The following is a 22278-nucleotide window of genomic DNA, read 5'->3' as shown; positions in this document are numbered from 1 at the left end:
AATGCTAAGAGAGGAGAATAAAGTGTGATTAATCAGCTTTTGCTATCATATTCTAGAGGCGAGCAAATTTTTGGAATATATATATTGTTAATTAGTTTGGTTGGTTTTGTATTAATGGGTATAGATAAATATAAGGCTTCAAAGGAAAAATGGAGAATACAAGAATTGACATTTATGGCTATTTCATTTATTGGTGGCTCAGTTGGAATTATGATTGGTATGATTATATTTAAGCATAAAATAAATAAGAAGAAATTTTCTATAGGAGTTCCACTTATCTACATATTTAACTTAATCGTAAATCGTGTAATTATATACTATTTATAGAAACAGCCTAGCATAGATAGATTTTTAGGATGTTAGTTAGATGATAAATTTACATTTTAACAATAAAATTATGATTAATAGCTAATAATATATATAATTTGGCAATAATACTAGTAGGAAAAGGAGGGGTTAATTTGTCAGTAAAAGAAAAACTATTAGAATTTATGTACGAAACGGCCTATAGTCCAATGCTAGAAGAAGAACTTAGGAATGTTTTTGACATAGAGAGAAAACAAAGTGATGATTTTTCCAGCTTATTAGATGATATGGTTAGGGAAGGTTTAATTATTAAAACTAGAAAAAAACGCTATGGTGCTCCAGAGAGAATGGGATTAATTGTAGGAAGATTACAAGTACACCAAAGGGGATATGGGTTTATAATTTCTGATAGACCTGAAGTATCCGATGTATTTGTGCCTGCTAACTTTATGAATGGTGCTATGAACAATGATAGAGTAGTAGCAAGAGTGAATGTAATAAATAGTGAAACACGAAAGGCTGAAGGAGAAATAATTAGGATATTAGAAAGAGCCAATACAGAAGTTGTTGGTGTATACGAGGATAGTAGAAACTTTGGTTTCGTAGTTCCTGATGATCCTAAAATAAATGTAGATATTTTTATTCCTAAAAGCGAAACAAATGGTGCAAAAGAAGGCTATAAGGTAGTTTGCGAAATTACTAAGTGGCCAGAGGCAAGAAGAAATCCAGAAGGAAAAGTTATTGAAGTAATTGGACATAAAAACGATGTGGGTACAGATATACTTTCTATAATGAAAAAGTATAGATTGACTCCAGATTTCCCCCAAGATGTGGAGGCTGAGGTTGCTAAGGTAGTAGAGGAAGTACCAGAAGAAGAGAAAGCAAATAGGAAAGATTTAAGATCTATACCTATGGTAACTATAGACGGAGCTGATGCAAAAGACTTAGATGATGCCATTTCTATAGAACAACTATCAAATGGTAATTATAAACTAGGTGTACATATAGCGGATGTAACCCATTATGTGCGAGAAGGAATGGCTCTAGATAAAGAAGCCTTAGAAAGAGGGACTAGCGTCTATTTAGTAGATAGAGTTATTCCTATGTTGCCTCGTAAATTATCAAATGGAATTTGTAGCCTTAATCCAAGGGTAGATAGATTAACCTTATCTGTATTTATGGAAATAGATAATAAAGGTACAGTTATTAGCCACGAAATTGTAGAAGGTCTTATTAATATAGACGAAAGAATGGTTTACGAAGATGTTTCTGATATTTTAGAAAAAGATGATCAAGAGTTAAAACAAAAGTATTCGAATTTAGTAGATATGTTTAAAATGATGGAGAGCCTTTGTTTAATATTAAGAAACCGTAGAGAAAATAGAGGTGCAATTGATTTTGATTTTCCAGAATCTAAGGTAATTCTAGATGATAAAGGCAAGCCAATTGAAATTAAAAAATACGAAAGACGTATTGCTAATCGTATGATAGAGGAGTTTATGTTAGTTTGTAATGAAACTGTGGCAGAGTACTTCTATTGGCAAAATACTCCTTTTGTTTATCGTGTGCATGAAGACCCTAGTTTAGAAAAGCTTGAAGAGTTTAATAAGTTTATTCATAATTTTGGTTATCATTTAAAGGGATTAAATACGGAGATTCATCCTAAAACCCTACAGGATTTACTAAAGAAAATAGAAAGTACTAAGGAAGAAAAATTAATAAATACTTTGATGCTTAGATCTCTTAAAAAGGCTAGGTATGCTGGACATAACCTAGGGCACTTTGGACTAGCCGCAAAGTACTATTGTCATTTTACATCTCCGATTAGAAGATATCCAGACCTTGAAATACATCGTATTATAAAGGAGTCTATTAATGGAAAACTAAATAATAAGCGATTAGAACAATTAAGTGGAATAGTACCTAATATTGCAGATCAATCTTCAACAAGAGAAAGACTTGCGGATGAAGCTGAGAGAGAAACTGAAGATTTGAAAAAAGCAGAGTACATGGCCGATAAAATCGGCGAGGTATATGAAGGTATTGTTTCAGGAGTTACCTCCTTTGGTATGTTTGTGGAGCTAGACAATACAATAGAAGGTTTAATTCGGTTAAGTTATTTAATTGATGATTATTATATTTATGATAGCGAACAGCACATGCTAATAGGTGAAAGAAGGAAAAAAATATATAGAATGGGCGATGTTGTAAAAATAAAGGTGAGTAAGGTTGATATAGCACAAAGAGAAATAGATTTTACTTTGGCTGAATAATCGGGTTATGCCCGATTATTCATATTAATATGGCCTAAATTGACAAATGACTATATTAATGATAAAATATATAAGTAACACTTATGAAGCAAAGAATATATAAAGGGTGAAAAGCATGGCTAGTAAGGGAAGAAAACTAATAGCAGCTAACAAAAAGGCAAGGCACGATTACTTTATTGAGGAAACCTTTGAAACAGGTATTGTTTTAGTTGGCACTGAAGTAAAGTCTATTAGGCAAGGAAAAGTTAATATTAAGGATGGCTATGCTCGTGTTGAAAATAGCGAGGTTTTCTTGTATAATGTTCATATAAGTCCCTATGAAAAGGGAAATATATTCAACAAAGATCCTTTAAGAGTAAGAAAACTTCTACTTCATAAGAGTGAAATCAGAAAGCTTATTGGATATGTTCAGCAAAAAGGATATACCCTAATCCCCTTGAGTTTTTATTTGAAGGATGGATTGATAAAGGTTGAACTGGGCATTGGTATTGGTAAAAAGAACTACGACAAACGCCAAGATATAGCTAAAAAGGATGCTGAGCGTCGAATAGACAAAGAGTTACGTCAAAGACAAAAAATGTAATTTTGTTCCACTATAATTATGGGGGCGTACTGGTTTCGACGGGGGTTTGGAGTCATTAGTAGCGAGCCGTGTTTTGCTTGGGAGCACGTCAAAAACTGAGCATTAAAGATAAACGCAAACGATAATTACGCTTTAGCTGCCTAATAGCGCAGCTCGTTTCTCCCTAACCTCCCGCCGTTAGGATAGAAACGTCATCTATGCGGGGAACGTCTTAAGGGATGCCTTGACCTTAAAGATGAATAATTAGGGCTGGTCAAATCTGTAGTATGTTGTTGGACGACAGAGGAGACGAGATTTAAAACAACAACTACGCTCGTAGAAGCTGGTGGTAAAGGGCCTTCGGACAGGGGTTCGATTCAAAAGGGTCGCCTTGCAAAGTGATTTGCAAGTGAAAATTTGGCTTACATCGGTGAAACCGTAACGTTAAGACGACGGCAATACCGAGGGGTATAAGGAGAAATCCTAAAGCCCTGTATCGACTCATAGACTTCTAAATCCTTAAAAGAAAGGATATGAAGCACTAGGATGGAGGATGAAAACTATAATATATCCTTCATAACACGCCAAAGGGGTTAAGTTAAAAGAATACAGACGAATAAATCGTCTGCATAAGCGAACATCACAATTTAAATACTTTAAATTGGATGCCTGCTTAACTTCAAGATATAGTCAGCACCATTGGAAACAATGGAGTAAGGTGTCCCCTCGCCTCCACCAAATAAAACAAGAACCGTACTGTGAAAACAGTGCGGTTCTTGTTTTATCAAATATTTGAGTAAAGTAATTAAATACCTTACAAGGGATATTCACTTAATAGATATAAAGCTATCATAGAATTTTTGTAAGCATTATACTTCCTTCACCATCAATAATACCAGCAATATAAGCTTTTTCTTCAGAAGTCATTTTAACACCTCCAGAATATATGTTCTATATTTATTATAGCATAATTAATTAGATAATAAGAATTGCTTTTTATCAGTTAAGCAATAAATTCTTTAAATATAACTTCTTCATTAAAAAAACACTTGCTAAATAGCAAGTGTTGATCTTGACGCCCAATAGGAATAATGATAAAATTAAATAATCTTTCTAGAAAAACAAATAAAATCATACAATACCCTAATTATATTATACAACACATAAAAAGCAATGTAAATAGAAAATGAAAAAAATTTTTCAATTAAATTTTTTAAGGAGGAAAGACATGAATATTAATGATTTTGAATGGGAGCTTGAAAATGTATGGCTAGAAAATGTGCTTAAAGAAATCAGAAAGCAGCTTGAAGAAAAACGGAGCTTCAATGAAAAGTTTAGAAAAGAGGCAATTGAAACTCAACGGGAATTATGGCAAGAAGTAGGGTCTATTTCCATCGCGAATGAACTAGATCAGCTTGTGGATTTTATGAGCTACATCGATGTATTGAAAAGGCAAAAGTGGAGCCATGAATTCACTAGAAAGCAAAAGGAAAAATACGAGAGAATGCTTTTGTCACCCTACTTTGGAAGAATTGATTTTCTAGAAAGTGGAGATTCTAGAGCTGAAAAGTATTATATAGGAATTTCTAACCTGGTAAATGATGATTATGATATTCTTATATATGATTGGAGGGCACCGGTTTCTAGTATGTATTATGATTATGAGATTGGAGAAGCCAGTTATCAGTGCCCTGAAGGAATTATTTGTGGGAATATCTCACTGAAGAGACAATACAAAATAAGCAACGATAAAATTGAGTATATGTTTGATAGTAATCTAAATATAGATGATGAAATGCTTCAGGAAATTTTGAGTAACAGTACTGATAGTAAGATGAAGGCCATTGTAACAACTATTCAAAGGGAACAGAATAAAGTAATACGTAATGAAGAATACAAAAATATGATAGTTCAAGGCCCTGCTGGAAGTGGAAAAACCTCTGTTGCACTTCATAGAGTAGCCTACCTACTTTATAAGCATCGTGATAGCATAACACCTCAAAACATAGTAATATTTTCACCCAATGACATTTTTAATGATTATATATCTAATGTTTTGCCGCAGCTTGAAGAAGAAAATATGCACCAGACAACCTTCAAGGAATATATGCATAAGGCACTAGGAGATGAACTTAAGAAGGAATATTATTATGATATGATGGAATATATTCTATCTTTTAAGGAGAAACCAAGCTATCAAAAGAGAATTATGAACATAAAATATAAGACTTCCATTCAATTTACAAATATATTAAAGCAATATGTAACGTACGTTGAAAAAGCTGACAGAAGCTTTTCTGACATCATGTTCAGAGGGAGCTTAATAATTTCATCTAAGGAATTACAGGAACTGTTTTTTAAGGATTATTGTGAACTTCCTCTAAAAAGGAGGCTCCAAAAGATAAGAGAGAGAGTTTTATTCCTACTGAAGCCTTATGAAGAACAGCGGATTAGTGAAGTTGCTCGTGAACTTTATGATTCAGATTCTTATATAGATAAGCTAGAAATTAGGAATAAAAGTAGAGCTATTTTAAAAGATGAGATAAAGGATATTCAACATGAAATCAACAGAATAACAGAGTTTGATTTAGTGGGCATCTATAAGAAATTATTTGAGAAGCTTGAACTTTTTACTGGAAATTCAAATGCTGAAAACTCTAAGGAAAAAATAGAAGAAATCAAACGCTATACTCTAGAAAGCTTGCAGTCTCAAACACTTTATTATGAAGATCAGCCACCCCTTCTATATTTAATGGGGGCGTTTGGAGATCTTCCTAAAACCTCAGATATCAAATATGTTATTATTGATGAGGCTCAGGACTATACACCGCTACAATATGAAATATTTTATCAGCTTTTCAGTCACGCTAGTATAACCATGCTAGGTGATCTTAAGCAATCAATACATCCATTTATGAATGTAGGTAACTATAGTAATATATCTCATATATTCCCACGGGATAATACCTGTGTAATAAACTTAACCAAGAGCTATAGATCTACAATGGAAATTACAAGGTTTTCAAGAATGCTGCTTAATGAGGAGATTACTGACGAATCGGTAGCTAGACATGGGGAAGAACCTTTAGTACTTGGTTTCCAACAGGAAGAGGCTATTAAAGAAAGGATTCTGGAGGATATAAAAATATATAAGGATAAAGGTTATAAATCTATTGGAATTATAACAAGGACTATAAAAGAGGCAAATAAAGTATATAGCTTTCTAAAAGATAAAGTTCAAGTTAAATTACTAGTTAACGAAGACGAGGAATATATGAATGGTACCATCATAATCCCATCATATCTTGCTAAGGGCTTGGAGTTTGATGTAGTTCTTATTTATAACGCAGGAAATGGAAATTATAGTTGTGAAGAGGAAAGGCTGCTGCTTTATACCGCATGTACTAGGGCACTCCATATGCTGTGTATATACTATTCCGATGAATGCACACCATTATTGCAAGGCAGATATAGTTGTTAAAGTGTTACCTCGAACAAGAACCGTACTGTAAAAACAGTATGGTTCTTTTATTTTGAGCACTTGAAATATCGAGTAGGTGTAAATGCTGTAGATGAGGCTATGATCAAAGCTGCTGCCATAGCCTGTAATGCCAATACATTGTCATATATTTGAATCAGAAAATATGCCTAAAGTCATGTCAATTCTAGAAGAGATGAAAATACCACCTCGTAAATTTGTTTGGGCCCACGCAGATCGTGAAAGTCATCTTGAAACGATTCTAAAGGTTGTTAATAAAGGTTATTGGGTTGGTTTTGACTCCATAAGAGAAGGAACTTATGAAGCACGAAAACAACTTATTGAGCATGCTATGATTCACAATTATAGTCATCAAGTAATTCTGTCGGAGGATTATGATTTCTATGAAGAAAGCGAGAAGGAAAATGAAATAGAAAGATATTGTGCATTTTTCAATGTATTTGTACCGTATTGTATAGAAAATGGTATTTCTAAAAAAGTGATGGAAAGCATCATAATAGAAAATCCTGCACGATTTTACAATATTTAGATTGTAAACAATGGAATTTGGTAATATTTAAGAATTTCAGATATATCGTTTCCAATATACATAATTATAACCGCCTGTAAGTAGCCTAAGTATCTGGGTACGGGCGGTTGTGTTTCTAAATTTCCACGCATCTATCAAATTATAGGAATATCCTTGTTAATTATTTTTTTCGCTTGAACATAAGTACCTTTTCCTTTTAAATCTATTTGCATATTCATTTACTCCTTGAGTGTTATAGTGCATTATTGACTGTTATACATATTAAGCACATATAATATGATATATACTATATTACAATATAACATTATTAAGTTCCGAAGAAAACTATGGAAGGAGTATATCTATGGATATAAATTTAAAAAATGACTTAGAAAATATGGATATTTTATTAAACAAAGTAACAATTAACGCACTTGATTTTCTAAAAAATATTAATGAAATAGCAACTTCTCCTAAAAGTACAGATTCTTATACACTTTCTCAATTAAACAAAGATGGGCTAGGCGGAGAAAAAACATTAGAAGAGTTTATGCAAAAATTTTATAATGGAATAGTTTCATCTGCAGGATCAAAGTATTTTGGTTTTGTAACTGGAGGAACAACTCCAGCAGCTTTGATGGGGGACTGGTTAGTGAGTACATTTGATCAAAATGCCACAGGTAGAGATAATTCTAGTGTAGCAAAGCTTGAGGAAGAAACCATAAATTTATTGAAGCAGCTTTTGGGGTTGCCAGAAATATATTCGGGAACCTTTGTAACTGGAGCTACTATGGCTAACTTTGTGGGTTTAGCAATAGGAAGACAGTGGATAGCTAATGAATTAGGCGTAAATATAGCCATAGATGGACTGTACTCTATTCCGCCAATAAAGATTGTAAGTTCTACTCCTCATTCAAGCATTTTAAAAGCTATGTCTATGCTAGGCATGGGAAGAAAAAATATGCATTATATTCCTACCATTGATGGAAGAGAGGCTATAGATATCGAAGCGTTAGAAAGTTATTTGAAGCAGTTGAATGGAGAACCATGTATTATTGTAGCAAATGCAGGAACAGTAAATACTGTTGATTTTGATGATTTAAAGCAAATTGGAGAATTGAAGAAAAAATATAACTTTTTTCTCCATGTAGATGGAGCTTTTGGAGCTTTTGCTTCTTGTTCAACAAAGTACAAAAAACTTGTAGAAGGAATTGAAGCAGCAGATTCTATTACTATAGATGCGCATAAGTGGTTAAATGTTCCTTATGATAGTGCAATGCAGTTCACTAAACATTCTAAACTTCAGCTTCAGGTTTTTCAAAACAACGCAGTATATCTAGGTGATATTTTAGATAAACCTGACTTTGTCCATCTAACTCCAGAAAATTCAAGAAGGTTCAGGGCTCTTCCTGTATGGTTTACCCTAAAGGCATATGGACAAAATGGATATACAGAGATAATTGAGAGAAATTGTGATTTAGCACAATTGTTAAGTAAAAAAATTGATGAATCTAAAAATTTTAGTTTGCTTTCAACTACTAAATTAAATGTAGTTTGCTTTACCATTAATCTTGAGAATGGTAATGTTAAATTAGAGCAAATACAGCAGTTTTTAAATTTAGTTAACAAGGATGGTAGAGCATTCTTTACTCAAACAGTATATAAAGGAATAGCAGGAATAAGGGCAGCTATAAGCAATTGGAGGACAGAGGAAAAAGATATTGAAATGGCATGGGAAGTACTAAATAAGGCATATAAGTCCTATTATAAAACAATAACAGCAGATTGATTCAGGTATGCTTTTTCTTCAGGGGACATTATTATACCTCTTGAACATATGCTCTATAACTGTATTATATCATAATGAATGTAATATTTTGTATTAAGAAAAAACAAAGTAATTTTAAATTATGAATAAGGGCATATTAATTTATATAATATAAATTACACACTAAAAATATGAAATAGATAGGAGATAAAATGACTAATAAAAAAGAAGTTATAGAAATGGGATGGAATTTAGATAACAGCTATATTACTTTACCAAAAATATTTTTTAGTAAAATTAATTTAAACACAGTACGCTCACCTGAATTAGTTATTCTCAACTATCCTTTAGCAAAATATCTAGGATTAAATAGTGATGCCCTTAAAAGTTATGATGGTATATCAATACTTGCAGGTAATAAGACTATAGAAGATGGCGCTTTTATCGCTCAAGCTTATGCTGGTCATCAGTTTGGGAACTTTACAATGCTAGGAGATGGCAGAGCATTATTAATAGGTGAGCAAATAACACCTTTGGGTGAAAGATATGACATTCAGCTTAAAGGCTCTGGAAGAACTCCATACTCTCGTGGAGGAGATGGAAGGGCAGTGCTTGGGCCTATGCTTCGTGAATATATAATAAGTGAAGCTATGCATGGCTTGGGCATTCCGACTACACGTAGTTTGGCAGTGGTTAAAACTGGTGAATCTGTAATCCGTGAAAGTAAAAAAGAAGGCGCAATATTAACTCGTGTAGCTTCTAGTCACATCAGATTTGGAACATTTGAATATGCATCGGAGTTTGGTAGTAAGGAGGAACTTAAGGAGCTGGCTGATTATTCATTGGAAAGACATTTTCCAAATGTAAAAGATGATGAGAATAAGTATGTTAATTTACTTAATGAAGTAATAAAGTCTCATGCTAATCTTGTTTCTAAATGGCAAACCGTTGGATTTATACATGGTGTTATGAATACTGATAATATGACCATTAGTGGAGAAACTATTGACTATGGTCCTTGTGCTTTTATGGATAATTATAACCCAAATACTGTATTTAGTTCCATTGATATTAAGGGGCGTTATGCATATAAAAATCAGCCTATTATGGCTGAGTGGAATTTATGTAGATTTGCTGAAACCTTATTACCTTTATTACATGAAAATGAAAAAGATGCTATAAAAATAGCTCAAGATGCTATTTCTAATTTCTATGAGTTATATTATTTAAATTGGTTATCTAAAATGAGGTCAAAACTTGGAATATTTAATGAAGAAGCACAAGATAAAGCCATCATTGAAGATCTGCTTAATATGATGGAAAAGTATAGTGAAGATTATACTAATACTTTCCTTACATTAACCTTTAATAAGAATAAGGATAAAGACATGTTTAATAGTACAGAATTTGATAATTGGTATAAGGTGTGGCAAGAAAGGCTTAAAAGGCAGCCACAGTCAAAGGAGCTAGTACATCAGCTGATGAAGGAGTCTAATCCAGCAGTAATTCCAAGAAACCATAGGGTAGAAGAGGCAATAGAAGCTGGTGACAAAGGTGATTTTAGTGTTATGAGAAAGCTTCTTGATGTGATTTCAAGACCCTATGAACATTCAAAAGACCAAGAGGAGTATGCAAAACCACCTAAACCTTCAAATTGTCCTTACAGAACTTTTTGCGGGACATAGGATTTAGTAGCAACAAGACCTTATCTTTGATAAGATCTCTAGATTTAAAATTTGTATGAAAAATTATGATATATATTAAATTTAATCGTGGGTATTATGCCTACGAATCATCTTAGTAAAAAAATCTACGATAATATAATTGAGTATCATCGTGGATTTTTTATTATTATGCTGGGATTTAACTATACATAAATTATATTAAAGATAAAGTACTCTATAATAATACTAGAGGATAAAATGGATATTCAGATGAATTCAAATAAATAAACATAGTATATAAAATAGCTTAAATACTTAAATATTGGTATAATGTAGGCATAGTGAGGTGAAAGTGTTATGAGTATAGATAAGTTAAAGGAAATACTAGACAACTCTACAAACATAGTATTCTTCGGAGGGGCAGGGGTTTCTACCGAATCTGGAATTCCAGATTTCCGCTCTGCAGATGGTATTTACAATAAAAAAACTAATCTACTTTATAGTCCGGAGGAAATTTTAAGTCACAATTTTTTCTTTAAGCATACCGAAGAATTTTACAAGTTTTACAAAGAAAAAATGATATATTGTGATGCAAAGCCTAATTATGCACACATAGCGCTAGCAAAATTAGAGGATATTGGTAAATTAAAAGCAATTATTACACAAAATATTGATGGATTGCACCAAATGGCTGGTAGCAAAAATGTTTTAGAGTTACATGGTTCTGTAAACCGAAATCATTGTATTAGATGCAACAAGTTTTACGACATAGAATATGTTATAAATTCTAGAGACATACCTGCGTGTTCTTGTGGTGGAGTTATAAAGCCATATGTTGTTCTCTACGGGGAACAACTAGACGATAATATTATATCTAAAACAATAGATAGTATAAGTAAGGCAGATACACTAATAGTTGGAGGAACTTCCTTAACTGTTTATCCAGCATCTAGTTTTTTAAAATATTTTAAAGGTAAAAATTTAGTTTTAATTAATAAAACTCCTACTCCTTGGGATAAGGAAGCAAATATGGTTATAGACGCTAATATTTCTGATGTATTTAAGAAGGTTATATAAGTGAGGAAATTGCATATTTAACTTTTTATAAAAAATTTTATATATACTGTATATTTAAAGCGATCAACATACAATATATAGTTGTTTTAATTTCAGACTTTGAATTATGCAATTTCCTGAAGTATTTAATTCATAATTAATGTAAATGAATGAAGTTACCCTAGAGCATAGGAATCGGTCTTGTATTTTAGGGTATTTTTATATCCATCTTTATTAAATGGAGGAATGCATATGTCAATAAATTTAATCATATTTATTGAATTAGGCTCCGAGCAAAGACTATAATATAAATCAAAACATGATTTGTTAGGGGCCTTATGTAAAAAATTTTAATAAGTGTTTTGTGTAGTTTTTGCTCAATTATTTACCCCGAAAGTAAATAGGAGTAGATAAAGTGAAATATAAAAAAGCACAAGATGTATTACCTAAAGATATTCTTGAATTAATTCAAGAATACATGGATGGTGGTTATTTATATATACCAAGAAAATTTGAAAATAAGAGATCTTGGGGTGAATCAAGTGGTTCAAAGTTTGAGATAAGAGAAAGAAATATAGAGATATATAATAAATATAAAGAAGGTATATCAGTTAAACAACTTGCTAAAGAATATTATCTATCTCAAAGTAGTATAAGAAGAATAATATGCCAACATAATATATAGTAAAGTGGATACTTAGCTTAAGACTAAGTATCCACTTTTTATATAAAGAGATTATGATTTTCAATATGCAAACTTAAACAACTAGCAAAGATAATTTGTGCTCAAAATCTTTACAGAGACATTCTCAAACGTGCAATAAGCAAAGAATATATGATAAAATTAAATTAAATTATAAATTATAAAACATATAAATTATAATTTAATTTTTAATACTTAGAAAGAAGTATCCAAATAGGAAAAAATTCACTAAAATTTTCATCAATGGGTATTGGATATTTTACAGCTATTTTTTCATAGAATGATTTTGATAAAAGTAGAGACTATTTAAAAATAGCAAGGTTGATTCTAAAAATTACTATAAAATTAATAAAGTGAGGTACGAATAAATGATAAATAAACAGAATAGTACAAGAATTGAAAGAGTAGACCCTACAAATATTCCGTCTCCTGTCGGAAAATATAGCCATATAACGAAGATACCGAAAAATTCTGATATTTTTGTGACTTCGGGCCAAGTAGGTGTGGATATGGATAACAATATTCCTGAATCAATTAATGATCAAGTGGAAAATACGTTTAAAAATATTGCTGATCTATTAGCATCTCAACAATTATCTGCCGATAATGTAATTAAGGTTAATATTTGGGCAACTGAAGAAATTGATTGGGATTATTTCGATAGCAAATGGGATTCATTATTTGGAACAGAATATCCTTCAATGACTGTTGCATATATAAGTGCATTAGGTTTACCTGAATTAAAAATAGAAATAGAATTATGGGCTGCAAAATAATTATTATACCTTATTCTATGGAATTTTGTGCAAAACATGCGACAAGGGGATAATTTTATTGTTTTTGAAACATTAGGCTAGATGACTAGATTCTTTCGTAGTTTATCACTTTTAAGTATGCTATTATAATATTAGGTTATTTATGGCAAAATAGTACTATGCTTAAAAGTATTTACTAAGAGGAGAATGTATATGTGCTCTAAAGAAGCTAAACAAGTATATCAAAAACGTGCTGAATATTATTCAAGGTTATTAAACAAATTAGCAAAGAATATAAATTATATCAGTACTCTCAGATTAATTGTAGCTATTGCCACTGTTGCAAGTACAATAAAGGCATTGTATTTTTCGTTGGCAGCATTCTTATTAGGAACTGCCATTTTTATTTATTTAGTGATTATTCATAAAAAGCTTAAAAATAAACATAAATATATTTCTAATCTAAAAGAAATAAATACTTATTCTATAATGAGATTAGAAGGTCGATGGATTGAGTTTGAAGATAGGGGCTTGGAGTTTAAAGATGAAGAACATAGTTACTCTTATGATCTTGATATATTTGGGCAGGGTTCTTTATTTCAATGGATTAATACAGCAAAAACACATATGGGAAGGTTGAGGCTCGCTAATATTCTTAAATACCCAGCTGATAATAAAGAAATTATAAATAAACGACAGCAATCAATAAGTGAATTATCTAAGAAACTGTGGTGGCGGCAAAGGCTTCAAGCAGAAGCTAAAATGATTGACCATGAGGATATTGATATAGCAGAATTGCTTAATTGGGCGAAGAATAAAAACGGGATATTTAATAAACCTTTTATAATTATAGTAGTGCGGTTGTTACCCGTAGTAACTATTTTAACTTTGGTATTATCCTATAGAGCTAGTATAATACCAAAGTATATTCCGTTTTTTTTACTATTTACTCAAGCTTTAATGATTTTTTTATCTTCATATAAAATAAGCAAGGAATTTGCTATAGTATATAAATACCACAGCACTATTAAAGCTTATAGAAGAATACTAAAACACTTTGAAAAAACAAAATTCAATACTGAATATATTAATGAATTAAAAGCGAGATTGATAAACAATGAAGGAATCACAGCTATAGAGCAATTGAAAAAACTTGAAGTTGTATTGCATAGAGCAGACAATAGAAAAAACATGATATTTTTTCCTGTCAATGTGCTTACACTTTGGGATTATCAGTGCATGATTGATTTAGAGAAATGGAGAAGACAATCTGGGTTGTTAATTGAAAAATGGTTTGAGGTTATAGGGGAGCTAGAGGCCTTATCCAGCTTGGCGATTATTGGATATGATTATCCTAATTGGTCAATACCTATAATTAGTGAAGAAGACTCAATTATTAATTCAAAATCCATAGGTCATCCGCTACTTACGAATAAGCAGATATATAATGATGTAATACTTCAAAAACCCTGTAGAGTATTATTAATAACAGGATCAAATATGTCAGGAAAGAGTACTTTTCTAAGGACAATTGGAATAAACTTAATCCTTGCTTACTCGGGAGCTTCAGTATGTGCTACAAGCATGACCTGCTCTATATTTAGTATACATACTTGTATGAGAACAAGTGACAATCTAGAAAAAGGTATATCTTCATTTTATGGAGAATTATTAAGAATTAAGAATATATTAAATGCAACTAAGAAAGATAAACAAGTATTTTTCTTACTTGATGAAATATTTAAAGGCACCAACTCCTATGACCGTCATATCGGTGCTAAGATGCTAATAAAGCAACTATACAATAATGGAGCTTCAGGTCTGGTATCGACACATGACTTAGAATTGGGGTCTATGGAAGTAGAAAATGAAAGTAAGGTCAAAAACTTTCATTTTAGTGAATACTATAAGAATAACAAAATCTATTTTGATTATAAGTTAAAGCCGGGAATTTCTACAACAAGAAATGCTTTATACCTTATTAAAATAATTGGAATAGAAATAGATGATATTAATAAAATTCAATAAAATTATAAAGATCCTCCATCTATATAAAATTATAATATAGGGGAGGATTATTTTATCTTATATATTTGCACATGACTATTTCCATTGAAAATGTTAGAATGAAAAGTATAGAATTTAAACAGTTTTCTGACATATATGGATTTATGTTAGATATAAAAAGGAGAGATGGCATGAATAAAATAGATTTATTTTTAAACCTATCAGATCAAATAAAAGCAGAGAAAAATGCATCTAAATTTCATTTTGATTGTATAGTAGTAGATGCACATAACGACACAATGATGAAAGTAATTGATCCGCAAACTGGATTACCTAAAATAAATATAGGAGAAGAGACAAATTTTCAAATCGATATATCAAAGGCTCAAGTAGGAGGACTTGATGTCGCATATTTTGCAGCTTTTTCAGACTATGAAGGTTCTGATGATACCTCAACTATAAAAGCTAATAGCAAAATACTAGCAATACTAAACGCTTTGTATTGGACTGTAAAAAATAACTCTGACACCATAACCATAGCAACATCTGTTAGAGAAATTAAAGAATCTATACTTAATAGAAAAATAGTTGCAGTACCTACGATTGAGGGAGCATATGCACTAGAAGAAAGGAATGCAATAGAATTATTAAATCAATACTATGATTTAGGAGTTCGAGCTGTTGGTTATGTATGGAATTCTCCAAATGCTTTAGGAGCAGGAACGACTGGTTCAATTGATATGGGATTAACAGAACTAGGTTATAAAGTTACTAAGGAAATGAATAGATTAGGAATTATTATTGATGTATCTCATATGAATGAAAAGACCTTCTGGGATGTTATAAAGGCGTCTGAAGCTCCAATTATTGCAAGTCATTCTTGTGTTTATAGCTTAAGAAATCATGTCCGGAATCTTACAGATGAACAAATTATTGCTCTGGCAAGTATTGGAGGAGTTATAAATCTTAATTATTGGTGTGAAATATTAGGCGATACTAAAGATGGTATAGATATTAAAAAATTAATTGATCACATAGATTATATAGTAGATTTAGTAGGTATAGATTATGTTGGATTAGGATCTGATTTTGATGGAGCAACTATGCCAGATGATATTCAAAGTGCTAAGGACCTTCCTAATATTACATTAGAACTTGTTAAAAGAGGATATTCTAAATCTGATATTGAGAAAATACTTGGATTAAATAATCTTAGAGTTATGGAAGAAGTTCAAAAAATAGCAGAAAAGTCTTTATCTAATGTTGATCGATTAGTTATTAGTCCATGTATTAAAATGGGCGATATTATCCAGGATGCAGCACCACTATTTACTGCACAGGCTAAGAAGAAAGATATCTATGATGATGAATTAAGCTTTAGAGTAATTGTTGATGGTATCATTTATGAATCTGAGTTTAATGAAAAAACAGGAGTGTTATCTTTACAATTGGAAGAACCACTTCTTGCAGAGAATTTCCATGTTGTAACCTTTGAAGGTAAAAGCACTTCAGGTAAGATCACTCGTGAAACAAGAATATTTTATATCAAATAAAGCAAAGAAATATTATAAGAAGGTGATAAGATGCAACCGATGAAAATATTAGGTATTATAGTTGAAAAGTATAAAAAGTACTAGATAAAAATATTGTCGGTATATATCTGCATGGATCATTAGCCATGGGATGTTATACAAATACAAGTGATATAGACTTCCTTGTTGTAGTAAAGGAGCCTATTGATATCAGAACAAAGAGAGAGCTTATTGAATCGATAATATACTTAAATAATTTGCCCAAGAAAGGTATTGAAATGAGTATTATTTTAGAGAAATACGCAGGAAAATTTGTCTATCCTACCCCATTTGAATTACACTATTCAGACTTTTATAAGGATAGGTATTTATCTGATAGCAACTATATTTGTGCAGGTGCAGACAGAGATTTAGCAGCTCATTTAATAATAATTAAACATAGGGGAATTTGTTTGTATGGTAAAGAAATTAAAGAGGTATAATTTACAATAAAATTTTAAAACAAAAAATCTAAAGGAGGTTTTTATAAATGATAGACAATAATAATATAAATTTTCCTGAAATAGAAACAGATAGATTAATATTAAAAGAAATCGAAGTCGAAAATGCAACATCTATTTTCAATATATTTTCTAATGAAGAAATTATGAAGTATTATGGTCGATTTCCAATGAAATCTATTGAAGAAGCTGAAAACTTAATTACAATGTTTAATGAGAATTTTAAAAGCAATAATGGAATAAGATGGGGGATTTTACTTAAAGAAGAGAATAGAATCATAGGAACTTGTGGTTATCATAACTGGAATAAAAGGCATTCGAGAGCGGAGATAGGCTATGAATTATCTATGGACTCATGGGGAAAAGGATACATCAAAGAAGTTTTAAAAGTAATCATAGACTATGGTTATGAAGTTATGAATCTAAATAGGATTGAAGCAGTAGTATATCTTGAAAATGAAGCTTCAATAAAAAGCTTAATAAATCAAGGATTTAAAAAAGAAGGACTACTAGAAAAGTATGCCTTTTTTAGAGATGTTTATCAAGATTTAATAATGTTTTCCCTATTAAAGAAAAACTGGGTAAAGAAATAATAGTTTTAAAACTTAGAGTATGAAGGGACTTAATCTAACAGAAGCTTAATGACGCGGTAGTTACAAGATGTGTGTTTTGATAGTAGAGTTGGAAGATTTGCAGATGTGGTTTGAGGTTGGTAGAGCCAACCTTTTCTATTTTGCATTAAATAAAAAGATGGAATATTATTAAATAAAAAACAATGTAAATATAATAATATCCAATAAGAAATATACTGTCTATAGAAAACTTTGTTAAAAAAAACACAAAAAAGTATTGACTAAGGGTATATTTTTGATAAAATTACATTAAGGAGATTAAATAAAACATTAAATGAACTAAGGTATAAATATTGTATAATTTTAACTATTCTGAATATTTGTGCGGTTGCGCCGTAATACATAGTTAAAAGCTAAATAGAACTATTAAAATTTATATAGCAAATTACTATCCAAACAATTGTTAAAAAATTAACAAAAACAATAAAAATACTTAGGGGGGTTATTTATGCTTACTGTAGAGATGAAGGAAACAATTGATGGAGTTGTAGCAAAGTATGGTAATAATCAATCTTCTATAATTACTATTCTGCAAGAAATTCAAGGGAGGTATAGGTATTTACCAGAGGAAGTGCTGGAATACATAGCTGATAAAATGGATATTAGTTCCTCTAAGATATTTGGTATCGCAACATTTTATGAGAACTTTTCCTTAAAACCAAAGGGAAAATATGTTATTAAAATTTGTGATGGCACTGCTTGTCATGTCAGAAAATCCATACCAATACTAAATACTCTGCAAAAAGAATTATCCCTTAGCAATGAAAAGCACACTACTGATGATTTAATGTTTACTGTTGAAACCGTATCATGCCTTGGAGCATGTGGGCTTGCTCCAGTAATTACTATCAATGATAAGGTTTATGGAAAGGTAACTCCTGAATCTACAGTGGAACTCTTAAATAAATTAAGGGAGGAAGCATAGATGAAAATTAATAGTATTAAAGAACTCATAGACACTTCTCGAGGATTTAAGAATTCGTTAGATAGGCAATATAAGAAAGTACTGGTTTGTGGTGGAACAGGCTGTGTAGCAGGAGGATCTTTAGAAATTTATGATGAGATAAAGAGATTAATAGAAGAAAAAGGTTTATTAGCAAAGATAGAACTATATGAAGAAGATAAAGGGATAGGAGTTAAGAAAAGTGGTTGTCATGGATTTTGCGAGGCCGGTCCACTAGTTAGAATTGAACCGGATAAGTTCTTATATTTAAAGGTTAAGGTAGAAGACTGTGAAGATATTGTAAATACTACTTTAGTAGAAGGAAAACCAGTTGAAAAACTTATGTATAACGTAGAAGATAAAATTTACCCCGTGCAAGAAGAAATACCTTTTTACAAGAGTCAAACTAGGGTTGTATTAGAACATTGTGGACATATCGATGCTGAATCGATTCAAGAATATATTGCATACGGTGGATATCAGGCACTGGCTAAGGCTATAGACAAAATGACCCCTGCTGAAGTTTGCAAAGAAATATCTGATGCAAATCTTAGAGGAAGGGGAGGGGGAGGATATCCTGCCGGCAAGAAGTGGTCTCAAGTTCTTTCTTATTCTAGTGATATTAAGTATATAATATGCAATGGTGATGAGGGAGACCCTGGTGCGTTTATGGATAGATCTCTTATGGAAGGGGATCCTCATAATATAATTGAGGGCATGACTATTGCTGCCTATGGAACTGGAGCTTCTGAAGGTTATATCTATGTTAGAGCTGAATATCCATTGGCAGTAGCAAGGCTTAATAGGGCTATAGACCAAGCAAGAGAAATTGGCCTATTAGGTAAAAATATTCTAGGTACAGGTTTAAATTTTGACCTTCATGTAAATCAAGGTGCTGGGGCATTTGTGTGTGGCGAAGGTAGTGCACTTATTGCTTCAATTGAAGGTGAAAGAGGGATGCCTAGAGTAAAGGCAAAGAGAACTGTAGAAGAAGGATTATGGAGAAAACCTACTGTTTTAAATAATGTTGAAACTTTCGCTAATGTTAGACATATAATTATGAATGGTGCCAACTGGTATAAATCCTATGGCACAAATGGCAGTCCAGGTACAAAGGCCTTTGCACTAACTGGGAATGTAAATAATACTGGACTTATTGAAGTTCCAATGGGTACAACACTAAGGAAAATAATTTTTGATATAGGTGGAGGAATTAAGGATAATAAGAAGTTTAAGGCTGTGCAAATAGGAGGACCATCAGGTGGTTGCTTAACAGAAGAACATTTAGATATGTCATTAGATTTTGATTCATTAATAGATGTAGGTGCTATGATAGGCTCTGGTGGAATGGTAATAATGGATGAAGACACATGTATGGTAGAAGTAGCTAGGTTTTTTATGAACTTTACTCAAAATGAATCTTGTGGTAAATGTGTTCCGTGTAGGGAAGGTACTAAGATAATGCTTAATATACTTGAGAAAATTGTATCAGGCAAGGGAACAGCTGAAGATTTAGATTTACTTGAAGAGCTGGCAAATACAATAACTAATACTGCACTTTGTGGACTTGGTAAGACAGCTGCAAACCCTGTGGTTAGTTCATTAAAATATTTTAGAGATGAATATTTAACCCATGTAGTAGATAAAAGGTGTCTTACAAGGACTTGTCAAAGCCTAAAGATAATAGAGATTAGTCCTGAGCTTTGCAGAGGATGTAGCAAATGTAGCAGAATTTGTCCTGTAAATGCAATTGATGGGAAGATAAAGGAATTATATGAAATTGATCAAAATAAATGTATTAAATGCGGCACTTGTATAAAATCCTGCACATTTGCAGCCATAAGGGAGGCTTAAGCTATGAAGGGAACAATGATTGTCGACGGTAGAAAGATAGAATTTGATAAAGAGAAAAACGTATTAGAGGTAGTGAGAAAAGCTGGTATTAATTTGCCAACCTTCTGTTATCATTCTGAGCTAAGTATTTATGGTGCCTGTAGAATGTGTATAGTGGAGGATACATGGGGGAATACATTTGCTTCTTGTTCCCAGCTACCAAAGGATGGCATGGAGATATTTACAAATACTCCTAAGGTACAGAAATACAGAAAAACAATACTTGAAATGATACTAGCAAACCATGATAGAGATTGTACTTCCTGTGATAGAACTGGAAAATGTGAACTTCAAGAATTAGCTATTAGATTTGGTATTAAAGATATTAGATTTGATGAAATTAGAAAAAAACTTCCAATAGATAAAAGTAGTCTAAGTATAGTTAGAAATCCAAACAAATGTATTCTATGTGGTGACTGTGTAAGAGTATGTGAAGAGATGCAAGGGGTAGGTGCTTTAAGTTTTGCATATAGGGGTTCAAATATGACGGTGTCACCAGCCTTTAATAGGGATATAGCTGAAATAAATTGTGTTAACTGTGGACAGTGTAGAGCGGTTTGTCCTACTGGTGCAATTATCATAAAAAATGAAAATCATATGGTATGGGAAGCAGTTCATAATAAGTCAAAGAGAGTCATTGCACAGATAGCTCCAGCCGTAAGGGTTGCATTAGGTGAAGAGTTCGGACTAAATCCAGGTGAAGTAACCATAGGAAAAATTATAGCTGCACTTAAGACACTTGGTGTTGATGAAGTTTATGATACTGCATTTGCTGCGGATATGACAGTTATTGAAGAAAGTAAGGAGTTTGTAGAGAGATTGACTTCAGGAGAAAACCTACCACTATTTACTTCCTGTTGTCCTGGATGGGTAAAGTTTGCAGAGAATAAGTTTCCAGATATTATGGATAATATATCCACGTGCAAGTCTCCACAACAGATGTTTGGAGCAGTTATAAAAGAATATTACAAGGAAGCAAGCAAAAAGGAAGGTAAAGAAACTGTAATGATATCAGTAATGCCTTGTACTGCTAAAAAAGCAGAAATAGCTAGAGAAGAATTCGAGCATGAAGGTATGAGAGATGTGGATATAGTAATTACCACTCAAGAACTGGCACTTCTTATTAAAGAAGCTGGAATTATATTTGAACAACTAGAAGAAGAAGCATTTGATATGCCATTTGGATTGGCAAGTGGTTCTGGAATAATATTTGGAGCTACTGGTGGGGTTACTGAGGCTGTAGTTACTAGGTTATTAAAAGACAAACCAGATCATTCTGCAAAGGATGTATTATTTAAAAATGTAAGAGGAATGGAAAATCTAAAGGAAGCAACCTTTAATGTAGATGGAAAAGAAGTTAAAGTTGCTGTAGTACATGGTTTAAAGAGCACAGATGAACTTATAAAACAAATTAAAGCAGGAGAAAGATATTACGATTTTATAGAGGTAATGGCTTGCCCAGGTGGATGTATAGCTGGTGGGGGACAGCCAATTCCTATAAATACAGAAATGAGAAAAGAGAGAGCTAAAGGACTTTACAAGCTTGATAGAACATCACATATCAAGAGCTCTGAGAAAAATCCACTAGTACTATCACTGTTTGAAAATATACTAAAGGATAATCGTGAATTATTACATGTGCATAAAAAATAATGTCATGGGGACAATGTCCAGGAG

General features: G+C 31.9%; 17 protein-coding genes and 1 other RNA gene. All 18 read left to right on the top strand.

Annotated elements, in window-relative coordinates; translation table 11 throughout:
• The first annotated feature begins 24 nt into the window (after nt 1-24).
• The 18 genes from HYG84_RS16625 to HYG84_RS16540 all read left to right on the top strand — a co-directional run bounded on the left by HYG84_RS16625 (nt 25) and on the right by HYG84_RS16540 (nt 22254).
• Nucleotides 25-327, top strand: a complete 303-nt coding sequence (locus HYG84_RS16625; protein WP_212379186.1) for a DUF1294 domain-containing protein — start codon at nt 25-27, stop codon at nt 325-327.
• 188 nt (nt 328-515) lie between these two features.
• Complete coding sequence (gene rnr / locus HYG84_RS16620; protein ID WP_442860815.1) at nt 516-2579, top strand: ribonuclease R; 2064 nt, start codon at nt 516-518, stop codon at nt 2577-2579.
• 115 nt (nt 2580-2694) lie between these two features.
• A complete protein-coding gene (gene smpB, locus HYG84_RS16615; protein WP_212379182.1) occupies nt 2695-3162 on the top strand; it encodes an SsrA-binding protein SmpB in 468 nt (155 codons plus the stop codon).
• Between the two features lie 28 nt (nt 3163-3190).
• Nucleotides 3191-3521: a transfer-messenger RNA gene (ssrA, locus tag HYG84_RS16610) on the top strand.
• Nucleotides 3522-4369: 848 nt separating this feature from the next.
• Complete coding sequence (gene helD, locus HYG84_RS16605) at nt 4370-6622, top strand: RNA polymerase recycling motor HelD (protein WP_212379180.1); 2253 nt, start codon at nt 4370-4372, stop codon at nt 6620-6622.
• Nucleotides 6623-6749: 127 nt separating this feature from the next.
• Nucleotides 6750-7169, top strand: coding sequence for a hypothetical protein (locus HYG84_RS16600; protein WP_212379178.1), 420 nt, complete (start codon nt 6750-6752; stop codon nt 7167-7169).
• 343 nt (nt 7170-7512) lie between these two features.
• A complete protein-coding gene (locus HYG84_RS16595) occupies nt 7513-8937 on the top strand; it encodes a pyridoxal phosphate-dependent decarboxylase family protein (RefSeq protein WP_212379176.1) in 1425 nt (474 codons plus the stop codon).
• Nucleotides 8938-9128: 191 nt separating this feature from the next.
• The gene (locus HYG84_RS16590) at nt 9129-10601 is read left to right on the top strand and encodes a protein adenylyltransferase SelO (protein WP_212379174.1); all 1473 of its coding nucleotides are present in this window, start codon (nt 9129-9131) and stop codon (nt 10599-10601) included.
• A 336-nt stretch (nt 10602-10937) separates the two neighbouring features.
• Entirely contained in the window at nt 10938-11657 is a 720-nt protein-coding gene (locus HYG84_RS16585; protein WP_212379172.1) for an NAD-dependent protein deacylase, read from the top strand.
• A gap of 394 nt (nt 11658-12051) precedes the next feature.
• On the top strand, nt 12052-12321 hold the full coding sequence (locus tag HYG84_RS16580; RefSeq protein WP_212379170.1) for a CD3324 family protein: 270 nt from the start codon (nt 12052-12054) through the stop codon (nt 12319-12321).
• A gap of 386 nt (nt 12322-12707) precedes the next feature.
• Nucleotides 12708-13115 (top strand): RidA family protein, encoded by a 408-nt coding sequence (locus tag HYG84_RS16575; RefSeq protein ID WP_212379168.1) that lies wholly within the window; start codon nt 12708-12710, stop codon nt 13113-13115.
• A 192-nt stretch (nt 13116-13307) separates the two neighbouring features.
• The gene (locus tag HYG84_RS16570; RefSeq protein ID WP_212379166.1) at nt 13308-15122 is read left to right on the top strand and encodes a MutS family DNA mismatch repair protein; all 1815 of its coding nucleotides are present in this window, start codon (nt 13308-13310) and stop codon (nt 15120-15122) included.
• Between the two features lie 170 nt (nt 15123-15292).
• Nucleotides 15293-16654, top strand: a complete 1362-nt coding sequence (locus HYG84_RS16565; RefSeq protein WP_212379164.1) for a dipeptidase — start codon at nt 15293-15295, stop codon at nt 16652-16654.
• Between the two features lie 125 nt (nt 16655-16779).
• Complete coding sequence (locus HYG84_RS16560) at nt 16780-17115, top strand: hypothetical protein (RefSeq protein WP_212379163.1); 336 nt, start codon at nt 16780-16782, stop codon at nt 17113-17115.
• 47 nt (nt 17116-17162) lie between these two features.
• Nucleotides 17163-17726, top strand: coding sequence for a GNAT family N-acetyltransferase (locus HYG84_RS16555; RefSeq protein WP_212379161.1), 564 nt, complete (start codon nt 17163-17165; stop codon nt 17724-17726).
• A 487-nt stretch (nt 17727-18213) separates the two neighbouring features.
• The gene (locus HYG84_RS16550; protein WP_212379159.1) at nt 18214-18690 is read left to right on the top strand and encodes an NADH-quinone oxidoreductase subunit NuoE family protein; all 477 of its coding nucleotides are present in this window, start codon (nt 18214-18216) and stop codon (nt 18688-18690) included.
• Complete coding sequence (locus HYG84_RS16545; protein ID WP_212379157.1) at nt 18691-20562, top strand: NADH-quinone oxidoreductase subunit NuoF; 1872 nt, start codon at nt 18691-18693, stop codon at nt 20560-20562.
• Between the two features lie 3 nt (nt 20563-20565).
• A complete protein-coding gene (locus HYG84_RS16540; RefSeq protein ID WP_212379155.1) occupies nt 20566-22254 on the top strand; it encodes a [FeFe] hydrogenase, group A in 1689 nt (562 codons plus the stop codon).
• Nucleotides 22255-22278 lie beyond the last annotated feature (24 nt).

Source organism: Alkaliphilus sp. B6464 (genome assembly GCF_018141165.1).
Classification (GTDB): Bacteria; Bacillota; Clostridia; order Peptostreptococcales; family Natronincolaceae; genus Alkaliphilus_B.
Note: the sequence above shows the minus strand (reverse complement) of the source record. Positions and strands in the feature narration are given on the sequence as shown.